At 71.2% G+C, this 24687-nt stretch carries 25 protein-coding genes and 1 tRNA gene; 15 read left to right on the top strand and 11 right to left on the bottom strand.

The annotated features are described in order from the left end of the window. Window positions 1-42: 42 nt before the first annotated feature. Together C5H89_RS02675 and C5H89_RS02670 are read right to left on the bottom strand one after the other, a co-directional pair. A complete protein-coding gene (locus C5H89_RS02675; RefSeq protein ID WP_104105540.1) occupies window positions 43-840 on the bottom strand; it encodes a flagellin in 798 nt (265 codons plus the stop codon). A gap of 149 nt (window positions 841-989) precedes the next feature. Then, a complete protein-coding gene (locus C5H89_RS02670) occupies window positions 990-1838 on the bottom strand; it encodes a FliA/WhiG family RNA polymerase sigma factor (RefSeq protein WP_240181658.1) in 849 nt (282 codons plus the stop codon). A gap of 238 nt (window positions 1839-2076) precedes the next feature. On the opposite strand from C5H89_RS02670, the gene C5H89_RS02665 reads away from it, so the two are divergent. From C5H89_RS02665 to C5H89_RS02625, 9 genes are all read left to right on the top strand, one after another. Then, on the top strand, window positions 2077-2553 hold the full coding sequence (locus tag C5H89_RS02665) for a flagellar protein FlgN (protein WP_104105539.1): 477 nt from the start codon (window positions 2077-2079) through the stop codon (window positions 2551-2553). Between the two features lie 16 nt (window positions 2554-2569). After that, the gene (flgK, locus tag C5H89_RS02660) at window positions 2570-3949 is read left to right on the top strand and encodes a flagellar hook-associated protein FlgK (RefSeq protein WP_104105538.1); all 1380 of its coding nucleotides are present in this window, start codon (window positions 2570-2572) and stop codon (window positions 3947-3949) included. 11 nt (window positions 3950-3960) lie between these two features. Then, window positions 3961-4833: a flagellar hook protein gene (locus tag C5H89_RS02655; protein WP_162799177.1), complete on the top strand. Its 873-nt coding sequence runs from the start codon at window positions 3961-3963 to the stop codon at window positions 4831-4833. A gap of 11 nt (window positions 4834-4844) precedes the next feature. Then, window positions 4845-5306, top strand: a complete 462-nt coding sequence (locus tag C5H89_RS02650; protein WP_240181657.1) for a flagellar assembly protein FliW — start codon at window positions 4845-4847, stop codon at window positions 5304-5306. Between the two features lie 40 nt (window positions 5307-5346). Beyond that, the gene (gene csrA / locus C5H89_RS02645; RefSeq protein ID WP_104105536.1) at window positions 5347-5583 is read left to right on the top strand and encodes a carbon storage regulator CsrA; all 237 of its coding nucleotides are present in this window, start codon (window positions 5347-5349) and stop codon (window positions 5581-5583) included. Between the two features lie 127 nt (window positions 5584-5710). Further along, window positions 5711-7891, top strand: a complete 2181-nt coding sequence (locus C5H89_RS02640; RefSeq protein ID WP_240181656.1) for a chemotaxis protein CheW — start codon at window positions 5711-5713, stop codon at window positions 7889-7891. Next, on the top strand, window positions 7891-8361 hold the full coding sequence (locus tag C5H89_RS02635) for a chemotaxis protein CheW (RefSeq protein WP_205304824.1): 471 nt from the start codon (window positions 7891-7893) through the stop codon (window positions 8359-8361). Before C5H89_RS02640 ends, C5H89_RS02635 begins: the two co-directional genes overlap by 1 nt. Further along, window positions 8358-10712 (top strand): methyl-accepting chemotaxis protein, encoded by a 2355-nt coding sequence (locus tag C5H89_RS02630; RefSeq protein WP_104105535.1) that lies wholly within the window; start codon window positions 8358-8360, stop codon window positions 10710-10712. Before C5H89_RS02635 ends, C5H89_RS02630 begins: the two co-directional genes overlap by 4 nt. A 92-nt stretch (window positions 10713-10804) precedes the next feature. Beyond that, window positions 10805-13162, top strand: a complete 2358-nt coding sequence (locus tag C5H89_RS02625; RefSeq protein ID WP_240181655.1) for a methyl-accepting chemotaxis protein — start codon at window positions 10805-10807, stop codon at window positions 13160-13162. On the opposite strand, the gene C5H89_RS02620 is transcribed toward C5H89_RS02625, so the two are convergent. Then, window positions 13159-13797, bottom strand: a complete 639-nt coding sequence (locus C5H89_RS02620; protein WP_104105534.1) for a response regulator transcription factor — start codon at window positions 13795-13797, stop codon at window positions 13159-13161. The genes C5H89_RS02625 and C5H89_RS02620 overlap by 4 nt on opposite strands. A gap of 227 nt (window positions 13798-14024) precedes the next feature. On the opposite strand from C5H89_RS02620, the gene C5H89_RS02615 reads away from it, so the two are divergent. Together C5H89_RS02615 and C5H89_RS02610 are read left to right on the top strand one after the other, a co-directional pair. Further along, on the top strand, window positions 14025-15578 hold the full coding sequence (locus C5H89_RS02615; protein ID WP_104105533.1) for an MDR family MFS transporter: 1554 nt from the start codon (window positions 14025-14027) through the stop codon (window positions 15576-15578). Further along, window positions 15575-16033 (top strand): MarR family transcriptional regulator, encoded by a 459-nt coding sequence (locus C5H89_RS02610; protein WP_104105532.1) that lies wholly within the window; start codon window positions 15575-15577, stop codon window positions 16031-16033. Before C5H89_RS02615 ends, C5H89_RS02610 begins: the two co-directional genes overlap by 4 nt. Here the strand turns inward: C5H89_RS02610 and C5H89_RS02605 are convergent. Together C5H89_RS02605 and C5H89_RS02600 are read right to left on the bottom strand one after the other, a co-directional pair. Then, window positions 16009-17643 carry a glycoside hydrolase family 13 protein gene (locus C5H89_RS02605; RefSeq protein ID WP_104105531.1) on the bottom strand — a complete coding sequence of 545 codons (1635 nt, stop codon included), beginning with the start codon at window positions 17641-17643 and terminating at the stop codon, window positions 16009-16011. The two genes, C5H89_RS02610 and C5H89_RS02605, sit on opposite strands and share 25 nt — an antisense overlap. Continuing rightward, on the bottom strand, window positions 17640-18413 hold the full coding sequence (locus C5H89_RS02600; RefSeq protein ID WP_104105530.1) for a hypothetical protein: 774 nt from the start codon (window positions 18411-18413) through the stop codon (window positions 17640-17642). The genes C5H89_RS02605 and C5H89_RS02600 overlap by 4 nt, the downstream gene beginning before the upstream one ends. A 46-nt stretch (window positions 18414-18459) precedes the next feature. On the opposite strand from C5H89_RS02600, the gene C5H89_RS02595 reads away from it, so the two are divergent. Beyond that, the gene (locus C5H89_RS02595) at window positions 18460-19167 is read left to right on the top strand and encodes a metal-dependent transcriptional regulator (protein WP_104105529.1); all 708 of its coding nucleotides are present in this window, start codon (window positions 18460-18462) and stop codon (window positions 19165-19167) included. On the opposite strand, the gene C5H89_RS02590 is transcribed toward C5H89_RS02595, so the two are convergent. Together C5H89_RS02590 and C5H89_RS02585 are read right to left on the bottom strand one after the other, a co-directional pair. Next, a complete protein-coding gene (locus C5H89_RS02590; RefSeq protein ID WP_104105528.1) occupies window positions 19168-20013 on the bottom strand; it encodes an NAD-dependent protein deacetylase in 846 nt (281 codons plus the stop codon). After that, complete coding sequence (locus tag C5H89_RS02585) at window positions 20010-20279, bottom strand: DUF2277 domain-containing protein (RefSeq protein ID WP_104105527.1); 270 nt, start codon at window positions 20277-20279, stop codon at window positions 20010-20012. The genes C5H89_RS02590 and C5H89_RS02585 overlap by 4 nt, the downstream gene beginning before the upstream one ends. Window positions 20280-20351: 72 nt before the next feature. Here C5H89_RS02585 and C5H89_RS02580 point away from each other — a divergent pair. Beyond that, window positions 20352-20427 (top strand) — tRNA-Arg (locus C5H89_RS02580). A 67-nt stretch (window positions 20428-20494) separates the two neighbouring features. Here C5H89_RS02580 and C5H89_RS02575 read toward each other — a convergent pair. Next, window positions 20495-21682, bottom strand: a complete 1188-nt coding sequence (locus tag C5H89_RS02575; protein WP_104105526.1) for a saccharopine dehydrogenase NADP-binding domain-containing protein — start codon at window positions 21680-21682, stop codon at window positions 20495-20497. A 141-nt stretch (window positions 21683-21823) separates the two neighbouring features. On the opposite strand from C5H89_RS02575, the gene C5H89_RS02570 reads away from it, so the two are divergent. Next, window positions 21824-23050 (top strand): LCP family protein, encoded by a 1227-nt coding sequence (locus C5H89_RS02570; RefSeq protein WP_240181654.1) that lies wholly within the window; start codon window positions 21824-21826, stop codon window positions 23048-23050. Further along, entirely contained in the window at window positions 23047-23226 is a 180-nt protein-coding gene (locus C5H89_RS02565; protein WP_104105525.1) for a hypothetical protein, read from the top strand. Before C5H89_RS02570 ends, C5H89_RS02565 begins: the two co-directional genes overlap by 4 nt. Window positions 23227-23250: 24 nt before the next feature. Here the strand turns inward: C5H89_RS02565 and C5H89_RS02560 are convergent, their stop codons facing one another. From C5H89_RS02560 to C5H89_RS02550, 3 genes are all read right to left on the bottom strand, one after another. Continuing rightward, a complete protein-coding gene (locus C5H89_RS02560) occupies window positions 23251-23610 on the bottom strand; it encodes an MscL family protein (RefSeq protein WP_104105524.1) in 360 nt (119 codons plus the stop codon). Window positions 23611-23664: 54 nt separating this feature from the next. Continuing rightward, on the bottom strand, window positions 23665-24291 hold the full coding sequence (locus C5H89_RS02555) for an SAF domain-containing protein (protein WP_104105523.1): 627 nt from the start codon (window positions 24289-24291) through the stop codon (window positions 23665-23667). A gap of 79 nt (window positions 24292-24370) precedes the next feature. Then, the gene (locus C5H89_RS02550; RefSeq protein ID WP_104105737.1) at window positions 24371-24667 is read right to left on the bottom strand and encodes an FmdB family zinc ribbon protein; all 297 of its coding nucleotides are present in this window, start codon (window positions 24665-24667) and stop codon (window positions 24371-24373) included. Window positions 24668-24687: the final 20 nt, after the last annotated feature.

The following is a 24687-nucleotide window of genomic DNA, read 5'->3' as shown; positions in this document are numbered from 1 at the left end:
CCGGTCGGTCCCGAGCAGGGACCGACGGACCGCCCTCGACCATCAGCGCAGCAGCGACAGGACGCCCTGCGGGGCCTGGTTGGCCTGCGCGAGCATCGCGGTGCCGGCCTGGGACAGGATCTGGGAACGGGTGAAGTTCATCATCTCCTGCGCCATGTCGGTGTCGCGGATCCGGCTCTCGGCGGCCGAGAGGTTCTCCACGGCCACGTTGACGTTGTTGATGGTGTGCTCGAACCGGTTCTGGGTGGCACCCAGCTCGGCACGCTGTGCCGAGACCGTGTCGATCGCGGCCTTCACCGAGTTGCTGTCGGTGACCACGGCAGCGGTCATCGTGGCAGCGGTGGCGAAGTTGGCGAGCGCGGTGTCCTCGACGCTGATCACGTCAGCGCTGTCGTAGCCGACCTGGAAGTCCTTGGCCGCACCCGCGAAGATCACGTCGCCGTTGAACTTGGTGTTGGCCTGGATCCGGGTGACCTCGTCCTTCAGCGAGGTGAACTCGTTGGAGATCGCGGTCTGCGACCCCGCGCTCTGAGTACCGTTGCTGTACTGCACCGACAGGTCGTTCATGCGCTGCAGCATGGAGTGGACCTCGGTGAGCGCGCCTTCCGCGGTCTGGACGAGCGAGACGCCGTCCTGGGCGTTGCGAGCGCCCATCTTCAGGCCCCCGACCTGCGAGCGCAGGCCCTCGGAGATGGCCAGACCGGCCGCGTCGTCACCGGCGCGGTTGATGCGGAAACCCGACGACAGCTTCTCGAGCGACTTGGCCATCTGGCCGGACGTCGTGGAGAGGTTGCGGTAGGCCGACATTGCGTCGATGTTCTGGTTGATGCGAAGACTCATGATGGTTTCCTTCCTGGAATGGAGTCACGTGCTGGAGTCCGTCCGTGGACTCCGTTGGCTTCTCGATCGGCCCCGGTCGGACTGGCCTGAGAGATTCCACCGAAGTTTTCTTCGGCTTTACCTTCCGACGTTGCCGGGGCGGTCAGGCGTCAGGCGATGGCATCCAGCGAGGGACGGCCCACCGGGCGGCGCAGCGACGCGGCGTGCCGGGTCGCCACTGCGGCGAAGTAGGACTCCCGGCGCCGGGCCGCGCAACCCTCGGGTCGACCGGCCGGCTTGACCAGGTCGGGGTCGAGCTCGCGGTTCAGGGCGTCGCGCAGCAGGCTCAGCGCCTCGGCGCGCATCTGGGAGACCCGCGACTCGCTGACGCCGAGCTGCTCGGCGATCTCGGCCATCGGGCGCTCGGCGAGGAAGTACTCGCTGACCACCACGCGCAGCCGCTCGGGGAGTTCGGCGACCGCCTCGACGACGTACGTGAGGCGCTCCTGGTGCTCCACCAGCTGCTCCGGGGTGGCGCCGTCGGAGGGCAGCAGCTCGTCCAGGGCGTCGTCGGGGGAGGCCTGCAGGGAGAGGACCTGGGCGCGGGCGATGTCGTCGTCGTTGCCGACGACCTCCTCCAGGCTCATGCCCAGCGCGCTGGCGACCTCGGCGTTGCTGGGCACCCGGCCCAAGGTGGCGGCCATCCGGTGGCGGGTCTCCTCCAGGTCGCGAGCCCGGCGGCGGACCGAGCGGGAGGCCCAGTCGACGCTGCGCAGCTCGTCCAGCAGTGAGCCGCGGATCCGGGTGGCGGCGTAGCGGGCGAACGGCACCCCGAGGGTGGCGTCGAAGGCGTGCGCGGCCTGCACCAGGGCGGCCAGGCCGGCGGAGGTCAGGTCGTCGCGGGAGACGTGGGCCGGCACCCGGCCGGACAGCTCGCGGACGATGTGGCCGACCAGCGGCATGGTTGCCGTGATCAGCTCTTCTGTGGCCTGCCGGGCCTCGGCGCTCTGCTCGTTCACGAGATCGAGAGTCGTACAGGAGAGCGCACCGCGTACCCACTATTAGTGAGCAACCCTCCGGCGGGCCGCAACTGGGGACCTTGGTCCCGACCCCGGGTGGCTCCAGATGACTAGCCCGGGGTGGCCCGGTTGTCATCGACGGTTCGCAGATCGGTCAACCGAAAAGACTTCAGCCCCCGGGATCGGGGCCGATAGGTGGTTCGAGATCCTGCACACTGACGAGGAAAGAGATGCGGTCATGGAGAAGCTCTCGCTCATCCTGTGGCGCGAGCGCGAGCTGCTGGAGACCCTGCTGTTCAAGCTGGAGGTCGAGCAGCTGGTGATGGCCACCGGGCGCACCCGGTGGCTGCTGCGTGCGGCCAAGGAGGTCGAGACGGTCCTGGAGACCATCCGGCAGACCGAGATGCTGCGCGCGGTCGCCGCCGACGAGGCCGCCGGTCAGCTCGGCCTGCCGCCCAACCCGAGCCTGCGGGCCCTGGCCGAGACCGCCGCCGAGCCCTGGGCCTCGATCCTCGCCGACCACCGGGAGGCCTTCGCCTCCATCACCACCGAGGTCACCGCGATGGCGGACGCGAACCGCGAGCTGGTCACGGCGGGCATCCGCTCGGCCCGGGAGACCCTGATGACCCTGGGCGAGAGCACCGCCGGCTACAGCGCCGACGGCAGCGCGGTGACGGGCCCCGCCCAGCACCGCCTGGTGGACCGGAGCCTGTGAGGGAGGTGGTGAACCGATGAGCGGATCCTTCGCCTCCTTCAGCACCGCGCTCAGCGCGCTGCGCTACAACCGCGTGGTCATGGACACCGCCAGCTCCAACATCGCCAACGCCGGCACCGCCGGCTACAGCCGCCGCCGGGTGGAGAGCGAGACCGTCGCGGCCCCCGGCCAGATCGCCATGTGGTCGCGCTACGAGGGCTCCGGCGAGGGCGTCGCCGTCGCCGGTCTCCAGCGGATGACCGACGAGTTCCTCAACACCCGCGCCCGCCAGGAGCACGCGAACCTGTCCTACCTCGGCGTCCGCAGCACCACGCTGGACCGGCTGGAGACCGGCATCGCGGAACCCGGGTCCCAGGGCGTCTCGGCCCGGCTCGCGGAGTTCCGGGCCAGCTGGCACGCCCTGGCGAACAACCCGGGGCAGGACCTGTCGCGCACCAACGTCCTCACCAAGGCCACCAGCCTGGTGGAGTCGGTCCGCACCCAGGCCACCAACGTCGCCCGCGAGGCCGGCGACGCCCGCTCCCGGCTGGAAGGGCTCGTCACCGAGGTCAACACCGGTGCCGCCGAGCTCGCGGAGGTCAACCGGATGATCGCGGTGGCCTCGGCCAGCAAGGTCGACACCAACGGCCTGGCCGACCAGCGCGACGCGCTGGTGATGCGGCTCTCCGAGCTCACCGGCGCCACCGCCACCCGCCGTACCGACGGCGGCATGGACCTCACCGTCGGCGGCGTGCCCCTGGTCACCGGCAAGGACGCCGGCACCCTGGTGGTGGCGACCGGCTCGACAGGCGGCCCCGTCAGCTTCGCGGTCCGCAGCAACGGCACCGACGTCGCCGTGGCAGGTGGCCTGCAGGGTTCGACCGGTGCCACCGCCGACCTGCTCACCGTCACCCTCCCGGCGTACGCCGCAGGGCTGGACGCCGTGGTGCGCGACCTGGCCGACCAGGTCAACACGCTGCACGCCGGCGGCTACGACAGCACCGGGGCAGCCGGGGGACCGGTCTTCGCCTACGACCCGGCCAACCCGTCCGGCTCGCTCACCGTGGCCATCACCGATCCCGCGCTGCTCGCCGCCTCCGGCGTGCCCGGCGGTGCGGTCGACGGCTCCAACGCCGACCTGCTGACCCGCACCAGCGGCGTCGAGACCGCCTACCAGCGCCTGGTCAACGGCCTGGGCACCGAGGTCGCCTCGACCGGCCGCCTGCTCACCAACCAGTCGGCCCTCGTCGGGCAGGTCGACGGGGCCCGCGAACAGCTCTCGGGTGTCAACCTCGACGAGGAGATGGTCTCCCTGCTCACTGCCCAACGCGCCTACGAGGCCGCCTCACGCGTGATGAACACGATGGACTCGATGCTCGACACGCTGATCAACCGGACCGGGCTGGTGGGTCGATGACCATGATGCGCGTGACCCAGAACATGATGGCCCAGCGCTCGCTGGAGGGGATGTACTCCGGCCTGGGACGGCTCTCGAAGCTGCAGGAGCAGGTCAGCTCCGGCAAGGTGCTGACCCGGCCCTCGGACTCGCCCTCGGACACCACCGCCGCGATGCGGCTGCGCGCCTCGCTGGTCGAGGTCGGTCAGCAGACCAGCAACATCGAGGACGGCCAGGCCTGGCTGGCCCGGGTCGACGACACCGTGCAGTCGGCGGTGCTGCAGACCCGTCACGCCCGCGAGCTGGGCCTCCAGGCCAACAACGGTGCGATGAACGCCAGCTCCCGCGACGCCCTGGCCAGCGAGATCGAGGCGCTCCGCGACTCGCTGCTCTCCCTGGCCAACACCACGCACCTGGACCGCCCCGTCTTCGGGGGACTCACCCCCGGCAGGACGGCGTACGACGCCTCGGGCAGCTTCGTCGGCATCCCCGGCGCGGTCACCCGCTCCGTCGCCGACGGCGTCAAGGTCCGGGTCGACGCGGATGCCCGTGCGGTATTCGGCCCCGACGGCGCGAACCTCTTCGACAACCTGCAGACGATGGCGGACGCGGTGCGCTCCGGCGACGCTACCGCGATCGGCGCCGGGCTGGGTGCCCTCGAGGGCGACCTGAACCGCCTGGGCGTCAGCCTGATCGACATCGGCTCGCGCGCCTCGGCCTTGGACCGCGCGGCCGTCTCCGCCGCGGACCGGGAGCTCTCCCTGAAGAGCTCGCTGACCGGCATCGAGGACGTCGACCTGCCCAAGGCCCTGATGGACCTCAAGCTGGCCGAGACCTCCTACCAGGCGGCGCTGGCCAGCACGTCGCGCGTGATGACGCCCAGCCTGCTGGACTTCCTCCGATGACAGGATCTGCCATGATCGCCCCGACCGTCGACCCACCTGCCCCCGGGAGTGCCATGCAGGACAGTGCAGCGTCGGAAGGTGCCGTCCGAGACGACATCCCGGTGATCGAGCTCGTCCATCCCATGCCCGGCTTCCCAGACCACACCCGGTTCGCCCTGGTCCGGCTCGACGAGGACGGCGTGCTGTGCGCGCTGCGCTCGCTGGACGACCCGGACCTGCGCTTCCTGGTCACCTCACCGGTGGCCTTCTTCCCCGACTACGCCCCAGAGGTCGGCGACGACGTGGTGGCGGACCTGGGCATCACCGACGTCGCGGACGTGCTGGTGCTGGTGGTCCTCACCGCAGGCGCCTCGCTGGCCGAGACGACCGCCAACCTGCTCGGCCCGGTCCTGGTGAACACCGTCACCCTGCGCGGCTCCCAGGTCGTCCTCGACGACCCTGCACTGTCGGTCGCCGCGCCGCTGGTGGCCTGAGACTCCTGCGCTGCGGCCCCGGGTGTCGTAGGTTGGTGCCATGTTGGTGCTGAGTCGTCGTACGGGCGAGAGCGTGGTCGTGGGCGACAACGTCACCGTGACCATCCTCGAGGTCCGTGGCGACGTGGTGCGGGTCGGGATCGACGCTCCGCGCTCGGTCAGCGTGCATCGCGCCGAGCTGCTCGCCCAGCTCGCCTCCACCAACCAGGGCGCAGCCTCGCCCGCCGAGGACACCGTGGCCTCCCTGGCCGAGGCCCTGCGCAAACGGGCTGACTGAGCCCACCCCCCGCCGATTGACCCGGCGGAAGTCATCAACCCGGCGCCCTGCCTGCCGATGAGCCTCTCGAAGACGTGTCCTTGTGGCGCGCGACGAGGAGCCGACGAGGAGCAGGGAGGGGGCCGGGATGATGGACGACGACGCGGAGATCGTGGCCGAGTTCCTCGTGGAGAGCTACGAGAACCTCGACCAGCTCGACCTGGACCTCGTGGCCCTGGAGCAGCAGCCGGACTCGCGCGAGCTGCTCTCCAGCATCTTCCGCACCATCCACACGATCAAGGGGACCAGCGGCTTCCTGGCCCTGCACCGGATGGAGGCGCTCACCCACGCCGGGGAGAACCTGCTCTCCCGGCTGCGCGAGGGCGAGCTCACCATGACCGCCGAGGTGACCGGCGTGCTGCTGGAGATGGTGGACGCCGTGCGGACCCTGCTGGCCGCGATCGAGGCCTCGGGCACCGACGTGGGCGGAGCCGTGGACGTGGACGCGGTGATCGCCGCGATCCGTGCGGTCCTCGGCGAGCCCGACCCCGTCGAGTTGACGCCCGCGCCCGCCGCGGCGCCGGTGCTGCTGTCCCCGGTCCCCGTCTCGGCCCCGACGAAGCCGCTGGAGATCCTGCTCGGCGACGCCGGGGACGACGAGGCGGTACGCCGGGGGGTCGCCGACTCCACCGTGCGGGTCGACGTGGACCTGCTCGACAGCCTCGTGCAGATGGTCGGGGAGCTGGTGCTGACCCGCAACCAGATCCTGCGCCGCACGGAGGGCAGCAAGGACCTCGAGCTGGCCCGCTCCGCCCAGCGCCTCGACCAGGTCGCCAGCGAGCTGCAGGAAGGCGTCATGAGGACGCGCATGCAGCCCATCGGCCAGATGTGGTCCAAGATGCCGCGCGTCGTTCGCGATCTGGCCCACCAGCTTGAGCGCAAGGTGCAGGTCGACCTGGAGGGTCACGAGACCGAGCTGGACCGCTCCCTGCTCGAGGCGCTCAAGGGACCGCTGACCCACCTGGTGCGCAACGCCATCGACCACGGCATCGAGTCTCCTGCGGAGCGGCTGGCAGCCGGCAAGCCCGCGACGGGCCGGCTGCTGCTGCGAGCGCGTCACGAGAACGGTCAGGTGGTGCTGGAGATCTCCGACGACGGCAAGGGGATCGATCCGGCAGTCATCGCCGAGGCCGCCCTGCGCCGTGGCGTGGTCACCCGGGACGAGCTCGCGCGGATGGAGCAGCGCGACGTGCTGGGGCTGATCTTCGAGGCGGGGTTCTCCACCGCGGCAGTGGTGACCAACTTGTCCGGCCGCGGGGTCGGCATGGACGTGGTGCGCACCAACATCGAGCGCATCGGTGGCACCGTCGACGTGCACAGCGTGGTCGGCGAGGGCACGACCTGTCGCGTCCGGATCCCGTTGACCCTGGCGATCATCCCGGCGCTGCTGGTGGGCGAGGGGGACGAGCGCTTCGCCGTCCCGCAGGTCAACCTGGTCGAGCTGGTCCGGCTCGAGGGCCAGGACCTCGAGCGCGACGTCGACGTGGTGGCCGGTGCCCCGGTGCTGCGCCTGCGGGGGGACCTGCTGCCGCTGGTGCCGCTCGCGGGCGCCCTTGGGCTCACCGACCAGGCGCTGCCGCGCGACGACCGCGACGGGGTCACCGTGGTGGTGGTCCAGGCCGACGAGGTCCGCCTGGGCCTGTGCGTCAACGAGGTCTTCGACACCCAGGAGATCGTGGTCAAGCCGCTGGGTCGCCAGCTCCGGGCCCTGCCGATGTTCGCCGGAGCCACGATCATGGGAGACGGTCGGGTGGCGCTGATCCTCGACGTGCCCGGCCTGGCCCGGTCCCAGGGCATCGAGCCGGTCCCGGTCTCCAAGGTGGAGGTGGTCACCCGGCGCCAGGAGACCACGCCGATGCTGGTGCTCGAGGTGGTGCCCGGACGGCGCGCCGCCCTCGCGCTGCACGAGGTCTCCCGGCTCGAGGAGATCGCGGTGTCACGGATCGAGGGCGCCGGTGCGCTCGAGGCCGTGCAGTACCGCGACGGCATCCTGCCCCTGGTGCGGCTGTGGAGCCTGATGGGCCTGCCGTCCCCGGCGCCGGTGGAGCCCGGGGCGCCGGCGCGGGAAACCCTGTCGGTGGTCGTCCACGAGGACGGCGAGCGCCGGGTCGGCCTGGTCATCGAGCGGGTCGTGGACATCGTCGACACCGTGCTCACCCGCAGCGACGTAGGTCGTCGCGCGGGGGTCCTCGGGTCGGCCGTGATCGACGAGCGGGTCACCGACCTGCTCGACCTCGACGCGGTCGTCGCGGCAGCGGGCGTGGCGTGATGAGCGAGGTGGTGCGGATGCCCCTGGTCGCGCAGTACTGCACGTTCACGTTGGACGGGCTGTTCTTCGGCGTCCACGTGCACGAGGTGCAGGAGGTGCTGCGTCACCAACCGATGACTCCGGTGCCGTTGGCCCCCGACGCCGTCCGTGGCCTGATCAACCTGCGCGGCCAGATCGTCACCGCGATCGACCTGCGGCTGCGTCTGGGACGCTCTCCCGGCCCGGCCTCGGCGCTGCCGCTCAACGTGGTGGTGCGCAGCCAGGGCGAGGCGGTGAGCCTGCTGGTCGACGAGATCGGCGACGTCGTCGACGCCGGCGGGCTCGACCTGCTGCCCGCCCCCGCCAACCTGCCCGTCGCCATCCGTGAGCTGCTGCAGGGCGTGGTCGCCCTGCCCGACTCCATCCTGCTCGTCCTCGACGCCGACCGTGCTGTCGAGCTGACCGATCCCCCTCTCGGAGGCACTCCATGACCGACCTCGACACCCCAGTCGACATCCCCGTCCACACTCCCGTCGGCGAGGCGGAGCTGCTCCTGCTGCCCGCCGCGACGTCGGTGGAGAGGGGTGAGGCGACCCCGGCCGCGGTCCGGCACGTGCTGGACGGGTTCCCGGCGCCGGTCCTGCTGATCACCGCGGACCGTCGAGTGGCCTACGTCAACGACCAGGCCCTGAAGGATCTGCGCCCGATCGAGGCGTTCCTGCCGGTCCCGCTCGACGACTGGATCGGCTCCGATGTGCTGCCGCTCTTCGCGCTGCTCGGCGACGTCGGCCCGTTCGACCGGGTGTGGGGGGACCGCTCGCTGCTGCCCTTCGAGATGCCGATCGAGCTGGGCCCCGAGACCGCCAGGCTGAGCCTCACCGCGGTCCTGGCGGACGGCGAGTACAACGGCCTGATGATCTCGTGGTTCAAGACCACCGAAGTCACGTCGGCGCAGCGCCGGTTCCAGCGGGTGCACGCGATGCTGGAGAACTCCCCGACGAAGATGATGTTCGCCAACACCGACGGCGTCATCACCTACCTCAACCCCGCCTGCCTCGCCGCCTTCCACGACCTGGGACCGCACATGGTGGTCCCGCCCGAGCAGTTCGTCGGCATCCCGCTGCACATGCTCTACGAGGAGCCGGACGTGCAGCGTGCGGTGCTGGCCGACCCGGCGGCCATCCAGGCCGCCCTGGAGGAGTCCCGCGAGCGGACCAGCGCGATCAGCTCGACGTACGTCCACCTGGGTCCGGAGGTCCTGGACACCTGGATCGACGAGATGCGCAACGAGTCCGGGGAGCACATCGGCTTCCTTCTCACCTGGGACCTGGTCACCGAGAAGCTCCGGATCGAGCACGACCGGGAGCAGGCGATGGCCGACACCTCGGCCATGAACCAGGTGCTGCGGCTCGTGGGCACCGCCACGTCGGTGGACGAGGCGATCGGCCGGACGCTGCAAGCCGTGTGCACCGAGTTCGGCTGGGACTACGCCTCCTGCTGGCGGGTCGACCCCGAGCGGGAGCGGCTCCGGTTCGTGACGGTCTGTGGCGACGTCAGCCGCTCCGTCACCGCCCTGCTCTCCGGCAGCACCTTCCGCCTCGGCTCAGGACTGCCGGGCAGGACCTGGGCGGCCGGGGACGTGATCCTCGTCGACGGCTCGGAGCTGCCGCCCCTCTTCGTCCAGGGGATGGCGGAGCACGGGCTGGAGCTGCGTTCGGGGCTCAGCTTCCCGGTGAAGGTGGACGGCGAGGTGATCGCCACCATGGACTTCTTCTCCGGCAGCGTGACGGACTTCAGCGGCCAGCGGCTGGAGACCTTGCGCAACATCGCCGACCTGGTCTCCCAGGCGGTGGCCCGGATCGAGCGGGACGAGACCGACCGGGCGGCCGCGGCCGAGCTCGCCGCCAAGGTGGAGCTGGTCCTGGACGTGGTACGGGCGATCGGCGAGGGCGACCTCACCCGTGACATCACGGTCTCCGGCGATGACGCCATCGGTCAGCTCGCCTCCGGCCTGGCCGACGTGGTCTCGACGCTGCGGGGATCGATGAGCGACATCGGCGGCACCGCGGACTCCCTCGCGGTGGCCGCGGACCAGCTCAGCATCCTGTCCCAGGGGATGGGTGAGGGTGCGGCGTTGACCTCCGAGCGCGCGGCGAGTGCGTCGGGCTCCTCCACCCAGGTCTCCTCGAGCATCCAGACGGTGGCCACGGCGGTGGAGGAGATGACCGCGAGCATCCGGGAGATCGCCAAGAACGCGACCGAGGCCGCCACGGTGGCCACCACCGCGGTGGCGGTGGCGAGCTCGGCGCAGGGCACGGTGGCCAGCCTGGGGGAGTCGAGCGCGGAGATCGGCAAGGTGATCAAGGTGATCACCTCGATCGCGCAGCAGACCAACCTGCTGGCGCTCAACGCCACCATCGAGGCGGCTCGGGCCGGGGATGCGGGCAAGGGGTTCGCCGTGGTGGCCAACGAGGTCAAGGAGCTGGCCAAGGAGACGGCGCGGGCCACCGAGGACATTGGTCAGAAGATCGATGCGATCCAGTCCGACACCCAGGGTGCGGTGACCGCGATCCGGGAGATCACCGACGTGATCGGTCGGATCAACGACATCCAGACCACGATCGCCTCCGCGGTGGAGCGGCAGACGGCCACTACCAACGAGATCGCTCGCAGCGTCACCGACGCCGCGGCCGGTGCCGCCGGGATCGCCGAGGACGTGGGCGAGGTCGCGACCGCCGCTGAGGACACCCGGCACGGGTCGAACAACATCATGCAGTCCGCTACCAACCTGGCCAGCTTCGCCGGTCAGCTGCGGGCTCTCGTCAACCGATTCCGGGTCTGACGGCTCATGCCTGAGGTCCCGCTGTCCCTCGAGCTGTCGCTCGATGCCGACTATGCCGTCGGCAGGTCCCACCCACCCCTGCGGAGGAAACCATGACCGATCTCAGCACCCCCCCGGCACTCAACGGCAGGGACGCCAAGGACGGCGCGGACGGTCCTGACAGCCTGGCCTCCCGGCAGGTCTCCCTCGTGGCGCCGGCACCTGCGCAGGCGGAGTTCGAGGGCACCACAGCCGAGCAGCGCGAGGTGCTGGACGCGATGCCGGCACGGGTGTTCCTCACCGACGTCAACCGCCGGATCCGCTACGCCAACGCGGTGTGCGTCAAGGAGCTGCGCCTGGTGGAGGACTTCTTGCCCTACAAGGTGGACGACCTGATCGGCTCCGACGTGAAGCCGCTGTTCGCCTTCCTCGGTGACGTCGAACAGGTGGACTTCTACTGGGAGAACCACCACGAGCTGCCCTTCGTGGGGCAGCTCATGGTCGGCGACCAGTGGGCGGACATGACCATCAGCGCTGTCTACCGCGACGGTGAGTTCGCCGGCGTGATGGTGGCCTGGGTCTACGTCAGCGACCGGGTGCGTGCCGAGCGCCGGCTGCACCGGGTGAACTCGATGATGGAGAGCTCGCCCAACGCGATGATGTTCGCGGACCGCAAGCGCGTCATCAACTACCTGAACCCCGCGGCGTTCGAGACGCTGCGCCGCATCGAGCCCTACATGCCGATCACCGCCGAGCAGTTCGAAGGGCTCAGCGTCGACGTCATGGCCGAGGGCCTCGAGGAGACCGACACCGAGCACGGACGGGTCCAGGTCGACCAGCTGGTGCCGGAGAACCTGCCCGTCCGGGCGCAGCGCCAGATCGGCCCCGAGACCCTGGACATCCTGTTCTCCGCCATCCACGGCACCGACGGCGAGCACATCGGGATGATGGTCACCTTCGAGCTCATCACCGAGAAGCTGCGGGTGGAGGAGGAGCGCGCCCGGGCGATGGCGGACTCGGCCGCCATGAACCACGTGCTGGCGGCGCTGGGCGCGGCCACGTCGGTCGGGCAGGCGATCGAGTCGACCCTGCACGCGGTGCGGGAGGAGTTCGGCTGGGCCGCCGCGACGGCCTGGCGGCTGGACCCTGAGGCCTCGCGGCTGCGCTTCGCGGCCAGCGGAGGGTCGCTGCGTGACGGGGTGGTCCAGGTCGTCTCCGGGCTCACCTTCGCCCGGGGGGACGGGGTGCCCGGGCAGATCTGGGCCCAAGGGGACGTGCACCAGGCCATGGCCGCCGACATCCCGGCGCCGGTCCGCGAGTCTCTCGGGGACGTATCGGTGCCGTCGGTGGTGGGCTTCCCGGTCAAGGTGGGCGGCGAGGTGATCGCCACGCTGGACTTCTTCGCCGAACAGCCCATGGCGCTGAGCACCCAGCGGCTGGAGACCTTGCGCAACATCGCCGACCTGGTCTCCCAGGCGGTGGCCCGGATCGAGCGGGACGAGACCGACCGGGCGGCCGCGGCCGAGCTCGCCGCCAAGGTGGAGCTGGTCCTGGACGTGGTACGGGCGATCGGCGAAGGCGACCTCACCCGTGACATCACGGTCTCCGGCGAGGACGCCATCGGTCAGCTCGCCTCCGGCCTGGCCGACGTGCTCGGCACGCTGCGGGGATCGATGAGCGACATCGGCGGCACCGCGGACTCCCTCGCGGTGGCCGCGGACCAGCTCAGCATCTTGTCCCAGGGGATGGGTGAGGGTGCGGCGTTGACCTCCGAGCGCGCGGCGAGTGCGTCGGGCTCCTCCACCCAGGTCTCCTCGAGCATCCAGACGGTGGCCACGGCGGTGGAGGAGATGACCGCGAGCATCCGGGAGATCGCCAAGAACGCGACCGAGGCGGCCTCGGTGGCCACGAGCGCGGTGGCGGTGGCGAGCTCGGCGCAGGGCACGGTGGCCAGCCTGGGGGAGTCGAGCGCGGAGATCGGCAAGGTGATCAAGGTGATCACCTCGATCGCGCAGCAGACCAACCTGCTGGCGCTCAACGCCACCATCGAGGCGGCTCGGGCCGGGGATGCGGGCAAGGGGTTCGCCGTGGTGGCCAACGAGGTCAAGGAGCTGGCCAAGGAGACGGCGCGGGCCACCGAGGACATTGGTCAGAAGATCGATGCGATCCAGTCCGACACCCAGGGTGCGGTGACCGCGATCCGGGAGATCACCGACGTGATCGGTCGGATCAACGACATCCAGACCACGATCGCCTCCGCGGTGGAGCAGCAGACGGCCACTACCAACGAGATCGCTCGCAGCGTCACCGACGCCGCGGCCGGCGCCACCGGTATCGCCGCCGACGTGACGCAGGTCGCGGCCGCGGCCGAGGAGACCAGGCACGGTGCCAGCAACACGCTGCAGTCCGCCACCGACCTCGCCGAGATGGCGAGCCAGCTCAAGGCGCGGGTGACCCGCTTCAAGTTCTAGGGGCGCAGGCGGGAGGCGAGCACGGCGGCCTGGGTGCGCCGCTGCACGCCGAGCTTGGCGAGGATCGAGGTCACGATGTTCTTGACCGTCTTCTCCGACAGGTAAACCTGCTCGCCGATCTGACGATTCGTCAGACCCTCGCCGATCAGGGCGAGGACCCGCTGCTCCTGGACGCTGAGGCTGTCCATCCCCTCCAGCGGGGTCTGCGAGGCCCGGCGCAGCCGGTCCATCATCTTATTGGCGATGTCGGGGTCCACCAGGGAGTTGCCGGCCGCGACCGACCGGATTCCCTCGACCAGGGTCCGACCCCGGATCTTCTTGAGCACGAAGCCCCCGACTCCGGCGGAGAACGCCTCCTCGACCATGGTGTCGTCGTGCCGGTCGCCGAGCATCAGGGCGCGCACGTCGGGAGCCTGGGTAGACAGGGCTCGGGCCACGTCGACCCCCGACCCGTCCGGCAGGCCGGTGTCGAGCACGGCGACGTCGGGCCTGAGTCGGAGGATCTCCGGGAGCCCCTCGGCCACGGTGCCGGCCTCGCCGACGACGGACAGGTCGTCCTCGCGCTCGAGGAGCGCACGGAGGCCGCTCCTGATGATGTCGTGGTCGTCGAGGAGGTAGACGGTGATGGGGAGCATGGAGGGCCATTCCTACCGGAGATCGCGCCGCAGGTCCGGCACTCGGAGTTGTTGGTCAGAGATTCGACGCAATCTGATCAACGTGTTCCGGGCAAGTTCGTCACGGTCGGGGAATATAGTTGCCCGCAGCAACCTTCTACCCGCTGTCCCTGTCCATCCACGTACCGAAGCGAGTGCACGTGACCGAGTCCCCATCAGCCTCCGCGGCAGCTGTCCAACCGCCCGCGATGACGCACCGCCAGGTGCTCGAGGCCCTCAGCGGTCTCCTGTTGGCGATGTTCGTCGCCATGTTGTCCAGCACCGTGGTCTCCAATGCCCTGCCGAGCATCGTCGCCGACCTCGAGGGCAGCCAGACCGGGTACACCTGGGTCGTCGTGGCCACCTTGCTGACGATGACCGCCACCACCCCCATCTGGGGAAAGCTCGCCGACCTGTTCAGCCAGAAGGTGCTCGTCCAGACGGCCCTGGTGATCTTCTCCGCGGGCTCCCTGGTCGCCGGCTTCGCCCCGTCGATGGAGGTGCTGATCGGCGCCCGTGCCTTCCAGGGCCTCGGCGTCGGCGGTCTGACCGCGCTGGTGCAGGTCGTCATCGCCGGGATGGTGAGCCCGCGTGAGCGAGGTCGGTACGCCGGCTACATCGGCTCGGTCTTCGCCCTCTCCACCGTCAGCGGCCCCCTCATCGGTGGCGTGCTGGTGGACACCCTGGGCTGGCGCTGGTGCTTCTTCGTCGGTCTGCCGGTAGCGGTCCTGGCCTTCGTCGTGCTGCAGAAGACGCTGCGCCTGCCCGTCATCAGGCGCGAGACCCACATCGACTACCTCGGTGCCACCCTGATCATGGGCGGCGTCTCGCTGCTGCTGGTGTGGGTGTCGCTGGCCGGGAACCAGTTCGCCTGGACGTCTGCGACCAGCTACGGCCTGATCGTGGCCGGACTCGTGGTCATCGCGGGCGCCGTCTGGGTCGAGATCGCCGTCGCCCGCGAGCCCATCATCCCGATGCGCCTCTTCCGCGACCGCACCACCTCGCTGGCCACGGCCGCCTCGGTGCTGATCGGTGTGGCCATGTTCGGCTCCACGGTCTACCTCAGCCAGTACTTCCAGCTCGCCCGAGGCATGTCTCCGACCCACGCCGGCCTGATGTCCATCGCCATGGTCGGCGGTCTGCTGGTCTCCAGCATCGTCTCGGGACGGATCATCAGCGACACCGGCCGGTGGAAGAAGTTCCTGGTCGGCGGCATGGTGTTCGTCGTGGCCGGACTGGCGCTGCTCTCCACGATCGACGAGAGCACCAACCTCGCCGTGGTCGGCGTGTTCATGTGCGTGCTGGGTGTCGGCCTGGGCGCCACGATGCAGAACCTCGTGCTGGCGGTGCAGAACAACACCGCGCACTCCGACATGGGTGCCGCCTCCTCCCTGGTGGCCTTCTTCCGCTCCATCGGCGGCTCCGCCGGTGTCTCCGCGCTGGGCGCGGTGCTGGCTCACCAGGTGGCCGCGAACGTCTCCTCGGGCCTGCGGGACCTGGGGGTCGCGGGCGGCGAGGCGACCAGCCACTCCGTTCCGGACCTGGACACCCTGCCCGGCCCGGTCCGCGCGGTGTTCGAGGGCGCCTACGGTGAGGCCTCCGCTCACCTTTTCCTGGTCGCGGTGCCGTTCGCGGTGGTGGCCCTGGCCTGCGTGCTCTTCATCAAGGAGGTGCCGCTGCGCGAGACGGTCATGCGCGACGACGAGCTCTCCCCGGAGGTCAAGGCCGAGCTCACCATCACCAAGGAGTTCCAGGACCGATGAGCTCTGAGGTGGGCCCCGCCATCCGGGACGACACCCTGGGTGCCCTGGAGCGCGAGGTCGCGGTGCTGATCCGGCGGGCCCGGCGAGCGATCGGGCACCGGGCCCGGCTGGTGCACCCCGACCTGCACCCGGCGGCGTACCTGATGCTGGCGCTGCTGCTGGAGCAGGGCCCGCTGCGGCCCTCCGAGGTCGCTGAGGTCTTCGACCTCGACAAGGGGGCGGTGAGTCGGCAGGTGCAGCAGCTGGTCGACCTGGGACTGGTGAGCCGCTCCCCGGACCCCGCCGACGGCCGGGCCAGCATCATCGAGACCACCCCGCTCGCGCGCAAGGCGATGGCGGAGGTCGTCGACGAGCGCCGAGCGCGGCTCAAGTCGCGGCTGGACGAGTGGGACGACCGGGCGCTCAGCGAGTTCGTGGAGTCCCTGGGCCGCTACAACTCCGCGCTGGAGGGCTGAACCGCCGCGGAGCGCAGCCACGCCGCGGCATCGGCGGGCAGGTACGTCGTCCCGCCCGCGCAGCGGAGTCCGGCCGAGGAGAGCAGCACCTCCCCCGGGGGGAGGGCCGTCGGGGTGTTCCCGCAGTTGAGCACCACGGTGAGCGGGCCCCGGCGCAGCTCCAGCACGTCACCGGCGTCGAGCCTCACCTCCACCTCGGCCCCCAACCCGCGGGCGTGCTCGCGGCGAGCCGCCAGCGCCGCGCGGTAGAACTCCAGGGTCGAGCCGGGATCCCCGGCCTGGGCCTCGACGGTCAGGCTGGCCCACTCCTCGGGCTGCGGGATCCAGGGGCTGCTGCCCGCCGGTCCGAAGTCGAACGGCGGCGTCTGGCCGCCCCACGGCATCGGCACCCGGCAGCCGTCGCGCCCGGGTTCGCCGGTCCGGAACCAGGACGGGTCCTGCCGGTGCCCCGAGCTCACCTCCACCTGCTCCAGCCCGAGCTCCTCGCCCTGGTAGAGGTAGGAGGAGCCGGGCAGGGCGAGCATGGTCAACGTCGCGGCGCGAGCCCGGGCCAGACCTCGCGGGCCACCGCCGTACCGCGTGGGGTGGCGCACCACGTCGTGGTTGCTCAGCACCCACGTGGGCGCCGCGCCCACCGAGTCGACCGCGGCCAAGGTGCCGGTGACCACGTCGGCGAAGGCGGCGGCGGACCAGTCGGCCAGGAGCCAGGAGAAGTTGAACGCCTGGTCGAGCTCGTCGGGCCGGACGAAGCGCGCCATCGACTCCGGTGTCTGGGTCCAGGCCTCCGCGACCGCCATCCGGTCCGGTCCGGCCTCGTCGAGGATGTCGTGCCAGCGGCGGTACACCTCGTGCACCTCCGGCTGGTCCCACATGGGCTCGTCCCCCACGGTGCGCTCCACCATCTCGCGGGCCTCGTTCGCCCCATCGTGGCCGCTCGCCACCTCGGGCCGCTCCTGGTCGCGCAGGGACTCCTCCTTGAAGAGGCCGTGCGCGACGTCGACCCGGAAGCCGTCGACCCCGCGCGCGAGCCAGAACCGGAGCACCTCGGCGAACATGTCCCCGACCTCGGGGTTGCGCCAGTCCAGGTCCGGCTGGGTGGAGTCGAACAGGTGCAGGTACCACTGGTCGGTCTCGCCGACCCGGCTCCAGGCCGGCCCGCCGAAGACCGAGAGCCAGTTGTTGGGGGGCTGGCTGCCGCCGGGTCCCCGACCGGTGCGGAAGAGGTAGCGGGCGCGCGCCGGCGACCCGGGCTCGGCGGCGAGCGCCTCGACGAACCACGGGTGCTGCGAGGAGGTGTGGTTGGGCACCAGGTCCACGATCACCCGCAGGCCGAGCTCGTGGGCCCGGGCCAGCAGGGTGTCGGCGTCCGCGAGGGTGCCGAAGAGCGGGTCCACGTCGCAGTAGTCCGACACGTCGTAGCCGTGGTCGTGCTGGGGAGAGGTGTAGAACGGGGTGATCCACACCGCGTCCACCCCCAGGTCGCGCAGGTGCGGCAGCCGGGCGGTGATGCCGGGCAGGTCGCCGATGCCGTCACCGTCGCTGTCGGCGAAGCTGCGGACGTAGACCTGGTAGACGACCGCGTCCCGCCACCAGTCGACCGGGCCGCTCATGCGAACGCCGCCGGGTCCACGGCGATCCACAGGTGCTCGGCGGTGGCGACGATGCGGCCGTCCCCGTCGTACATCGTGGACGCGGTGCGGGTCTTGCGCCCCTCCGAGCCGCGGTGCTGTCCCACGAGCACGTGCTGATCACCGATCACCGGCAGGGCGTCGACCCGGACGGCGATGTGGGCCAGCACCATCAGTCTCTCGGTCAGGTCCCCGGCCCAGCCGCCGACGCAGTCCAGCGCGGCCCAGGTCACGGCCAGGCTGGTCCGCGCCTCACCCTCGACCAGGGCACGGGAGTCCTCGACCAGGTCGCCGCCCGGGGTCCACGTCGCCGCCACGCGGGCGGGAAGGTCCTCGCCGACCCGGCCCGGGAAGATGCGGAGCCCGTCGCCGGCCTCGCGGGCGGTCCCGCAGGAGAAGCAGGTGGGGAACGGGTGCGAGACCAGGCCGGCGTACGACGCCTCGGCGGCCCGCGCGGCGTCGGGGTCCACCGGCTCCACCGGGAGCAGCGTGCCGGCGGCCAGCCTGGCCTCCGCCACGACCGTGCCCTCGTCGGCCAGGATGGTGGTCCCGTCGTGCTCGGTCACGGTCACGGTCATTACCGTCTCCAGGGGCGGCGGCGTGCGGAGCGAGACGGCGATGCCTGGCCAGGCGTCCGCAGGGCCGTCGAGTCGGTCGTGCGCCACGTGGCCGGCGAGTTCGCCGGCGGACCAGCCGCCGTTGCCGGAGGAGGGTGGGCCGCAGTACCGGGCGGGGATCGTCAGCTTGCTCACCCCCTCCACCCTGCCACTTCTTCAGGGCATGGGACAGAATGGGGGTGTGAGCGACCTGATCGACACCACCGAGATGTACCTTCGCACGATCTTCGAGCTCGTGGAGGAGGGGATCGTGCCCCTGCGCGCCCGGATCGCGGAGCGCCTGCACCAGAGCGGCCCGACGGTGTCCCAGACCGTGGCCCGGATGGAGCGGGACGGCCTGCTGACCGTCCAGGGCGACCGGCACCTGGAGCTCACCTCCGAGGGCCTGCGGCTGGCGACCCGGGTGATGCGCAAGCACCGCCTGGCCGAGCGGCTCCTCACCGACGTGATTGGGCTGGACTGGGAGCTCGTCCACGCCGAGGCCTGTCGGTGGGAGCACGTGATGTCGGAGACGGTCGAGCGCCGCCTCGTCGAGTTGCTCGACCACCCCACGCAGTCGCCGTACGGCAACCCGATCCCGGGTCTGGACGAGCTGGGGGAGTCCCCCCCGGCCGAGGACTTCATGGACGGCGTCGTCTCGCTGTCGGCGGCGGCCGGCACCGAGGAGGTCCGGGTGCACGTGCGTCGCATCTCCGAGGAGATGCAGAAGGACGAGGGCCTGATGAGCGCCCTGCGGCGCGTGGGTGCGCTGCCGGACCGCACGGTGGTGATCCTCGGGACCGCCGAGGGTGTCCTGGTCGGCTCCGGCGGCGAGTCCGCGGAGATCGACTTCGAGGCCGCCGACCACATCTTCGTCCGCCCCGCCGAGGCCGCCGTAGCAGCCGTCTGATCACCTGGCCGGTGCGCGACTGAGGCCGGACACCTCGGCTGCCCGGGCGAGTGCGGTGAGGAACTCGCTGCAGCCCCGGTCCACGGTGCAGGTGGCCAGGTCGTCCCCGCGGGTGGCTCCCCGGTTGAGGATCACCACCGGGGTGCCGGCCTTGGCCGCGCGGCGGACGAAGCGGAGCCCGCTCATCACCGTCAGCGACGAGCCGGCGACCAGCAGCGCCCCGTCCGGCCCCAGGGCGTCGACCGCGTCGTAGCAGCGCTGCACCCGCGGCGCCGGCACGTTCTCGCCGAAGAAGACCACGTCGGGCTTCAGCACGCCTCCACAGGCGTCGCAGTCGGGCACCACGAAGCCGTCGGTGTCCTCGAGGTCGACGTCCCCGTCGGGGCGCACTGCCAGCGCCGCGTGGGTCTCGGCCCAGCCGGGGTTGGCCGCGGTCAGGCGGTCGTGCAGCTGCGCCCGGGCCGTGGTCCGGCGGCAGGACAGGCAGACGACGTCGGCGATCCGGCCGTGCAGCGCGACCATGGACGAGGTCCCGGCAGCCTCGTGCAGCCCGTCCACGTTCTGGGTGATGAGGAGCTCGGGGTCCAGGGTGGCGATGGCGTGGTGCCCGGCGTTGGGCTCGGCCCGCCTCATTCGCCCCCAGCCCAGGTGGGTGCGCGCCCAGTAGCGCTGCCGGGCCGCCGGCCCGCTGACGAACTCCTGGTAGGTCATCGGGGCCCGGGGGACCGAGCCGGGTCCGCGATAGTCGGGGATCCCGGAGTCGGTGGAGAGGCCGGCGCCGGTGAGCACCACGAGCCGGCGGCCGCGGAGCAGGTCCAGGGCCGGCCCGGCGCTGGCAGAGGTCATCTGGCGTACCGCAGCTCCGCCCGGGCGCGTGCCTTGGCGGCCTCCACGTCCCGGTTCTTGGGGGGCGCGGTGGTGACCAGGTCGTCGAGGAGGTGTCGGGTCAGGTGCGCGATCTCGGCCACGGCGCGGTCGAAGGCCTCCTGGTTGGCCAGCGACGGCTTGGTCGTGCCGCTGACCTTGCGCACGTACTGCAGTGCGGCGGCGGCCACCTCGTCATCGGTGGCCGGCGGTGCGAAGTTGTTCAGGGGTCGGATGTTGCGGCACATACCGTAAGAGACTAACCACGGACGGGGTCGTTTTCGACTGGTGTGCCCAGTGCTGACAAGATGTCGCTCAACGCCCCAGTAGCTCAGTGGATAGAGCAGCCGCCTCCTAAGCGAAAGGTCGCAAGTTCGACTCTTGCCTGGGGCACCAGCACGAAGTCATCCGCCCGAGCGGGTGGCGCGCAACGGTGACTGGGAGATGCTGGCCGGCTAACATCTCAGTCGGCCACGACCTCGAAGCGCATCCCAGCCGCCTGCAGCCGCCCGGTCAGGTGCTCGCCCATCGCCTGGGCGGTGGTCACCTGGCCGGCGGTGGCCGGGTTGTCGTCGAACAGCAGCGAGAGGGCCGACTCCGAGAGCATCTTGGCCGTCTCGTCATAGCCGGGGTCCCCGCCGCTGACCCGGGTGTGGACCGACGTCCCACCGCCCTGGCCGATGAAGTCGACGGTGAACCAGGAGCGCGCGCGACGCGACTCCTCGGGCCCTTCGCCCTGGGTGATGCGGTCGAGCAGCCGGCGCCGCAGCGGACCGACCTGGGCCGAGAGCGCCATCGCGCCGACCGTCGCCGCGCCCCCGACGGCGTACCGCAGGGTCTTGGTGCCGGCGTAGTGGGAGTAGCGGAAGTCCGGCCCGTACGCCGGCAGCGCCGCTCCGCTGCGCGCCACCACGAACGGGTCCAGGGTCGGCAGCGGCAGCAGCCAGTAGCCGAGGTCGGGGTCCCGGTGCGGCTTCGCGGTGACGGCGCGCGACGAGCGTCCCTCGGGGCGCGGCTCGAGCCGGCGCCGCTCCTTGAGCACGGCCGAGGACTCCCGCATCCGGGACATCGCGTTGAGGGCGGAGTGGAAGGTCCCGCCGGAGAACTGGGCCGAGGAGCGGACCACCCCCCGCACGGTCAGCGGCACGTCCGAGGGCAGGTGGCCCACGGTGAACAGCGCACCCAGGTCGTGGGGCACCGAGTCGAAGCCGCAGGCGTGCACCAGGCGCGCTCCCGAGGCGACCGCCCGCGCGTGGTGCTCCAGGTACATCCGGTCCACGAACTCCGGCTCCCCGGTCAGGTCGACGTAGTCGGTGCCGGCCGCGGCGCAGGCGGCGACCACCGGCTCGCCGTGCTGCAGGTAGGGACCGACGGTGGTGATCACCAGCCGGGTCGCGGCGGCCATCTCGGCCAGCGCCGGGGCGTCGGTGGTGTCGACCACGATCAGCTCGAGCTCGCCGAGGGCGGGGTCGGACGCGGTCAGTCTGGCCCGGACCTCCTCCAGCCGCTCGGCGTTGCGCCCGGCCAGGGCCCACCGCAGGCCCGGGGGTGCGTGCCTGGCCAGGTAGTCGGCGGTGAGACCGCCGGTGAAGCCGGTGGCGCCGAGGAGGACGAGGTCGAGGCGACGTGCACCGCCGTGCTGAGTGGACATGCCCCCATGGTGGCAGGTGCGAACTCCGCGGGTCGGTTTGCGATGAGAGGCGGCGCACTGGACACTTGCGCCGTCACGTAGGTTCGACGTGTAGCCCCGTCCAGCAAGACGGGGCCTGTCCTGAGCAGCGACGAGGTGTGCGTGTCTGACGAGACGCCGGGCGAGCCCGACGACGACGGCGCCCCCAAGCGCCGCGGCGCGGCCAAGAAGAAGAACACCATCGGCGCGGTCGTGGTCGCCTCGATGCTGGTGCTGGCCTTGGTCACCGGGCTCTCCATCGTCTTCCTGTACCGCCACCTCAACTCCAACCTGACGGTCTCCGGGGCGTTCGACGACGTCGACGACCGCCCCGAGCTGGCCGAGGGCGACGCCCTCAACGTGCTGCTGATGGGCGACGACACCCGCTCGTGCGAGGGCTGCGACATCGACAACGAGGCCGGCGGCGGCGGCTCGGACACCACGATCCTGCTGCACCTCTCCGGAGACCGGAAGCGCGCCTACGGCATCTCCATCCCGCGGGACTCGCTCGTCACCCGTCCCGACTGCGGCCCGGACAACGAGATCCCGGGCGGCGTGGACGAGAAGTGGAACAAGGCCTACGCCCTGGGCGGTGAGGCCTGCGTGGTCGAGCAGTTCGAGCAGATCACGGGCATCGGGGTCAACGACTTCGTGGTGGTCAACTTCGCGGGCTTCCAGGACATGGTGAACGCTGTCGACGGGGTCAACGTCTGCGTGCCCCAGGACATCATCGACCCGGCGCACGGCATCAACATCAAGGCCGGCCGGGACCGCGAGCTGCGCGGCGACGAGGCCCTGGACTACGTCCGGGTGCGCTACGCCGTGGGCAACAAGTCCGACCTGGGCCGGATCAAGCGCCAGCAGACCTTCATCGCCTCGATGATCAACAAGGTGGTCTCCGCCGGCACCCTGACCCGGCCCGACCGCCTCGTCCGGTTCACCAACGCCGCGACCAAGTCCCTGACCGTCTCGCCCGGGCTGGACAACCTGTCCGAGCTCGGCAAGCTCGCGCTGACCGTGCAGGGCATCGGCCTGGACAACATCCAGTTCATCACCGTGCCGTGGGAGTACGAGCGTCCGTCGTACGACGTCCTGTGGACCAAGGACGCCAACCGGCTCTGGCGCAAGATCCTGCGCGACAAGCCGCTGACCGCAGGTCTGAGCGAGGGCGCCATCAGCGCCGAGAAGCCCCCCACCACGGTGTCCACCCAGACGCCCAGCCAGACCTCTTCTCCGAGGCCGACCCCCAGCGACACCCCGACGGAGTCAGCCACCCCCACCCCCACCCCGACTGTGGGGCCGAGCGAGGAAGAGGTCGAGGCGGCCCGGGAGAACGGTCTCTGCGCGTGAGCGGCGAGCCGAACCGCGGGGCCGACTGGGAACGCCGACGGCGCCTGGCCGAGATCTTCGGCGACGTGATGCCGGAGACCACCAGCGACGAGCGGGACCCGGCCGACGGCACGGAGCGGGACCGGAGCAGCGACGACTGGCTGCGCTCGCAGGTCCCGCCCCACCACGGGAGCTGAGCTGCGCGAGGTACCGCCCGGGGGTCAGACGCCCCGGGTCTTGAGCAGGTCGCGGATCTCCTCCAGCAGGGCGATGTCCTGCGGCGTGCCCTCCTCGGACTTGGGGAAGTACCGGTCCTGGACCTTGGTGTAGGGCAGCACGATCGCGAAGTAGACGACCGCCGCCAGGATCAGGAACGAGATCACCGCGGTGAGCCAGGCGCCCACCGAGACGCCCCCGGGGGCGTAGTTGGAGAAGTCCGGCTGGTCCCCGATCTTGCCCACCAGGTCCATGAGCAGGGCCACCGTGGCCGTGACGACCGCCGCGAAGGCGGTGGCCATGATGAAGGCGACGGCCAGCTCGACGAGATTGCCCTTCATGATGAAGTTCTTGAAGCCGGTCATGCGATCTCCTCGGGGTTCCTCCACGGGGGAGGGCGACGGGTAGGACGTTTCAAACTAGCCCGAGAAGGTGAGCGTGATGAAGTCCCTGACGGCTGCGACCGAGACCGGGGCCACCTCGTCCGGCTCCACACCCAGCACCACCAGGCGGCCGGCGACGCCCTGAGCGGGTGACTCGACCTCGCTCGGCAGCGCCAGCACCGGGGCGGAGCGGGCCACCACCTCGGCAGTCGCCGTCTCGGGATCGGCGGCCAGCAGGTCGACGCGGTCCCCGACCCGCAGCAGTGCCACCACGGCCGGGTCGGGGACCCGGACCGGCAGCGCCACCAGGCCCGGATAGCCCTGGAGCAGCCCCGGCGCGGTGAGCCGGAAGTCGGTCAGCGGCTCGCCGCGGCGCACCGGAGCCGCCAGGGTGCGACCCACCGCGAGCCGCACCGCGCCGTCCGGGGCGGCGCCCGCGGGCCATGCGGCCCGGGTCAGGTCGCCCGGCGCGAGGACGGTGCCCGAGGACAGGTCGCGCGTCGCCACGAGCACCCGCTCTGACGGGGCGGGCGGCGGCGCGGTCGCGGTGACCGCGGCGGCAGCCGCCGCTGCGGCGCACCCGAAGGCCAGGAGGCGGCGGTGCGCCAGCACTCGGCGGCGCAGGTCGCGGACGCGGGCTGCGGGGGAGCGCACGGAGGGCATGCCTCGACGCTAGGGCGAGGCGGGGCTCCGGCCGGTGCCGTCATCCACAGGTCGTGCGGGCGCCTGCGGCGTCCACAGGTCAGCTGGCGGCAGGCGCGGATGAGCTGGAGGACGAGGACGAGCCAGAGTCCGACGCCGCTGCGGGGGCGGGCTTCGAGGAGGACGAGTCCGAGGCAGCCGGCACGCTGGCCGAGGTGCCGGAGCGGCTGTCGGTCCGGTAGAAACCAGATCCCTTGAAGACCACGCCCACGGCGTTGAACACCTTGCGCAGGCGCCCGTCGCACTGAGGGCAGACCGTCAGCGCGTCGTCGTTGAAGCTCTGGAACTGCTCGAACGCGTGCCCGCACTCGGTGCAGGCGTACTGGTAGGTCGGCACGGCGCACATGTTACGTCAGA

Source organism: Nocardioides sp. 616, from assembly GCF_002930065.1.
GTDB classification, from domain to species: Bacteria; Actinomycetota; Actinomycetes; order Propionibacteriales; family Nocardioidaceae; genus Nocardioides; species Nocardioides houyundeii.
Note: the sequence above shows the minus strand (reverse complement) of the source record. Positions and strands in the feature narration are given on the sequence as shown.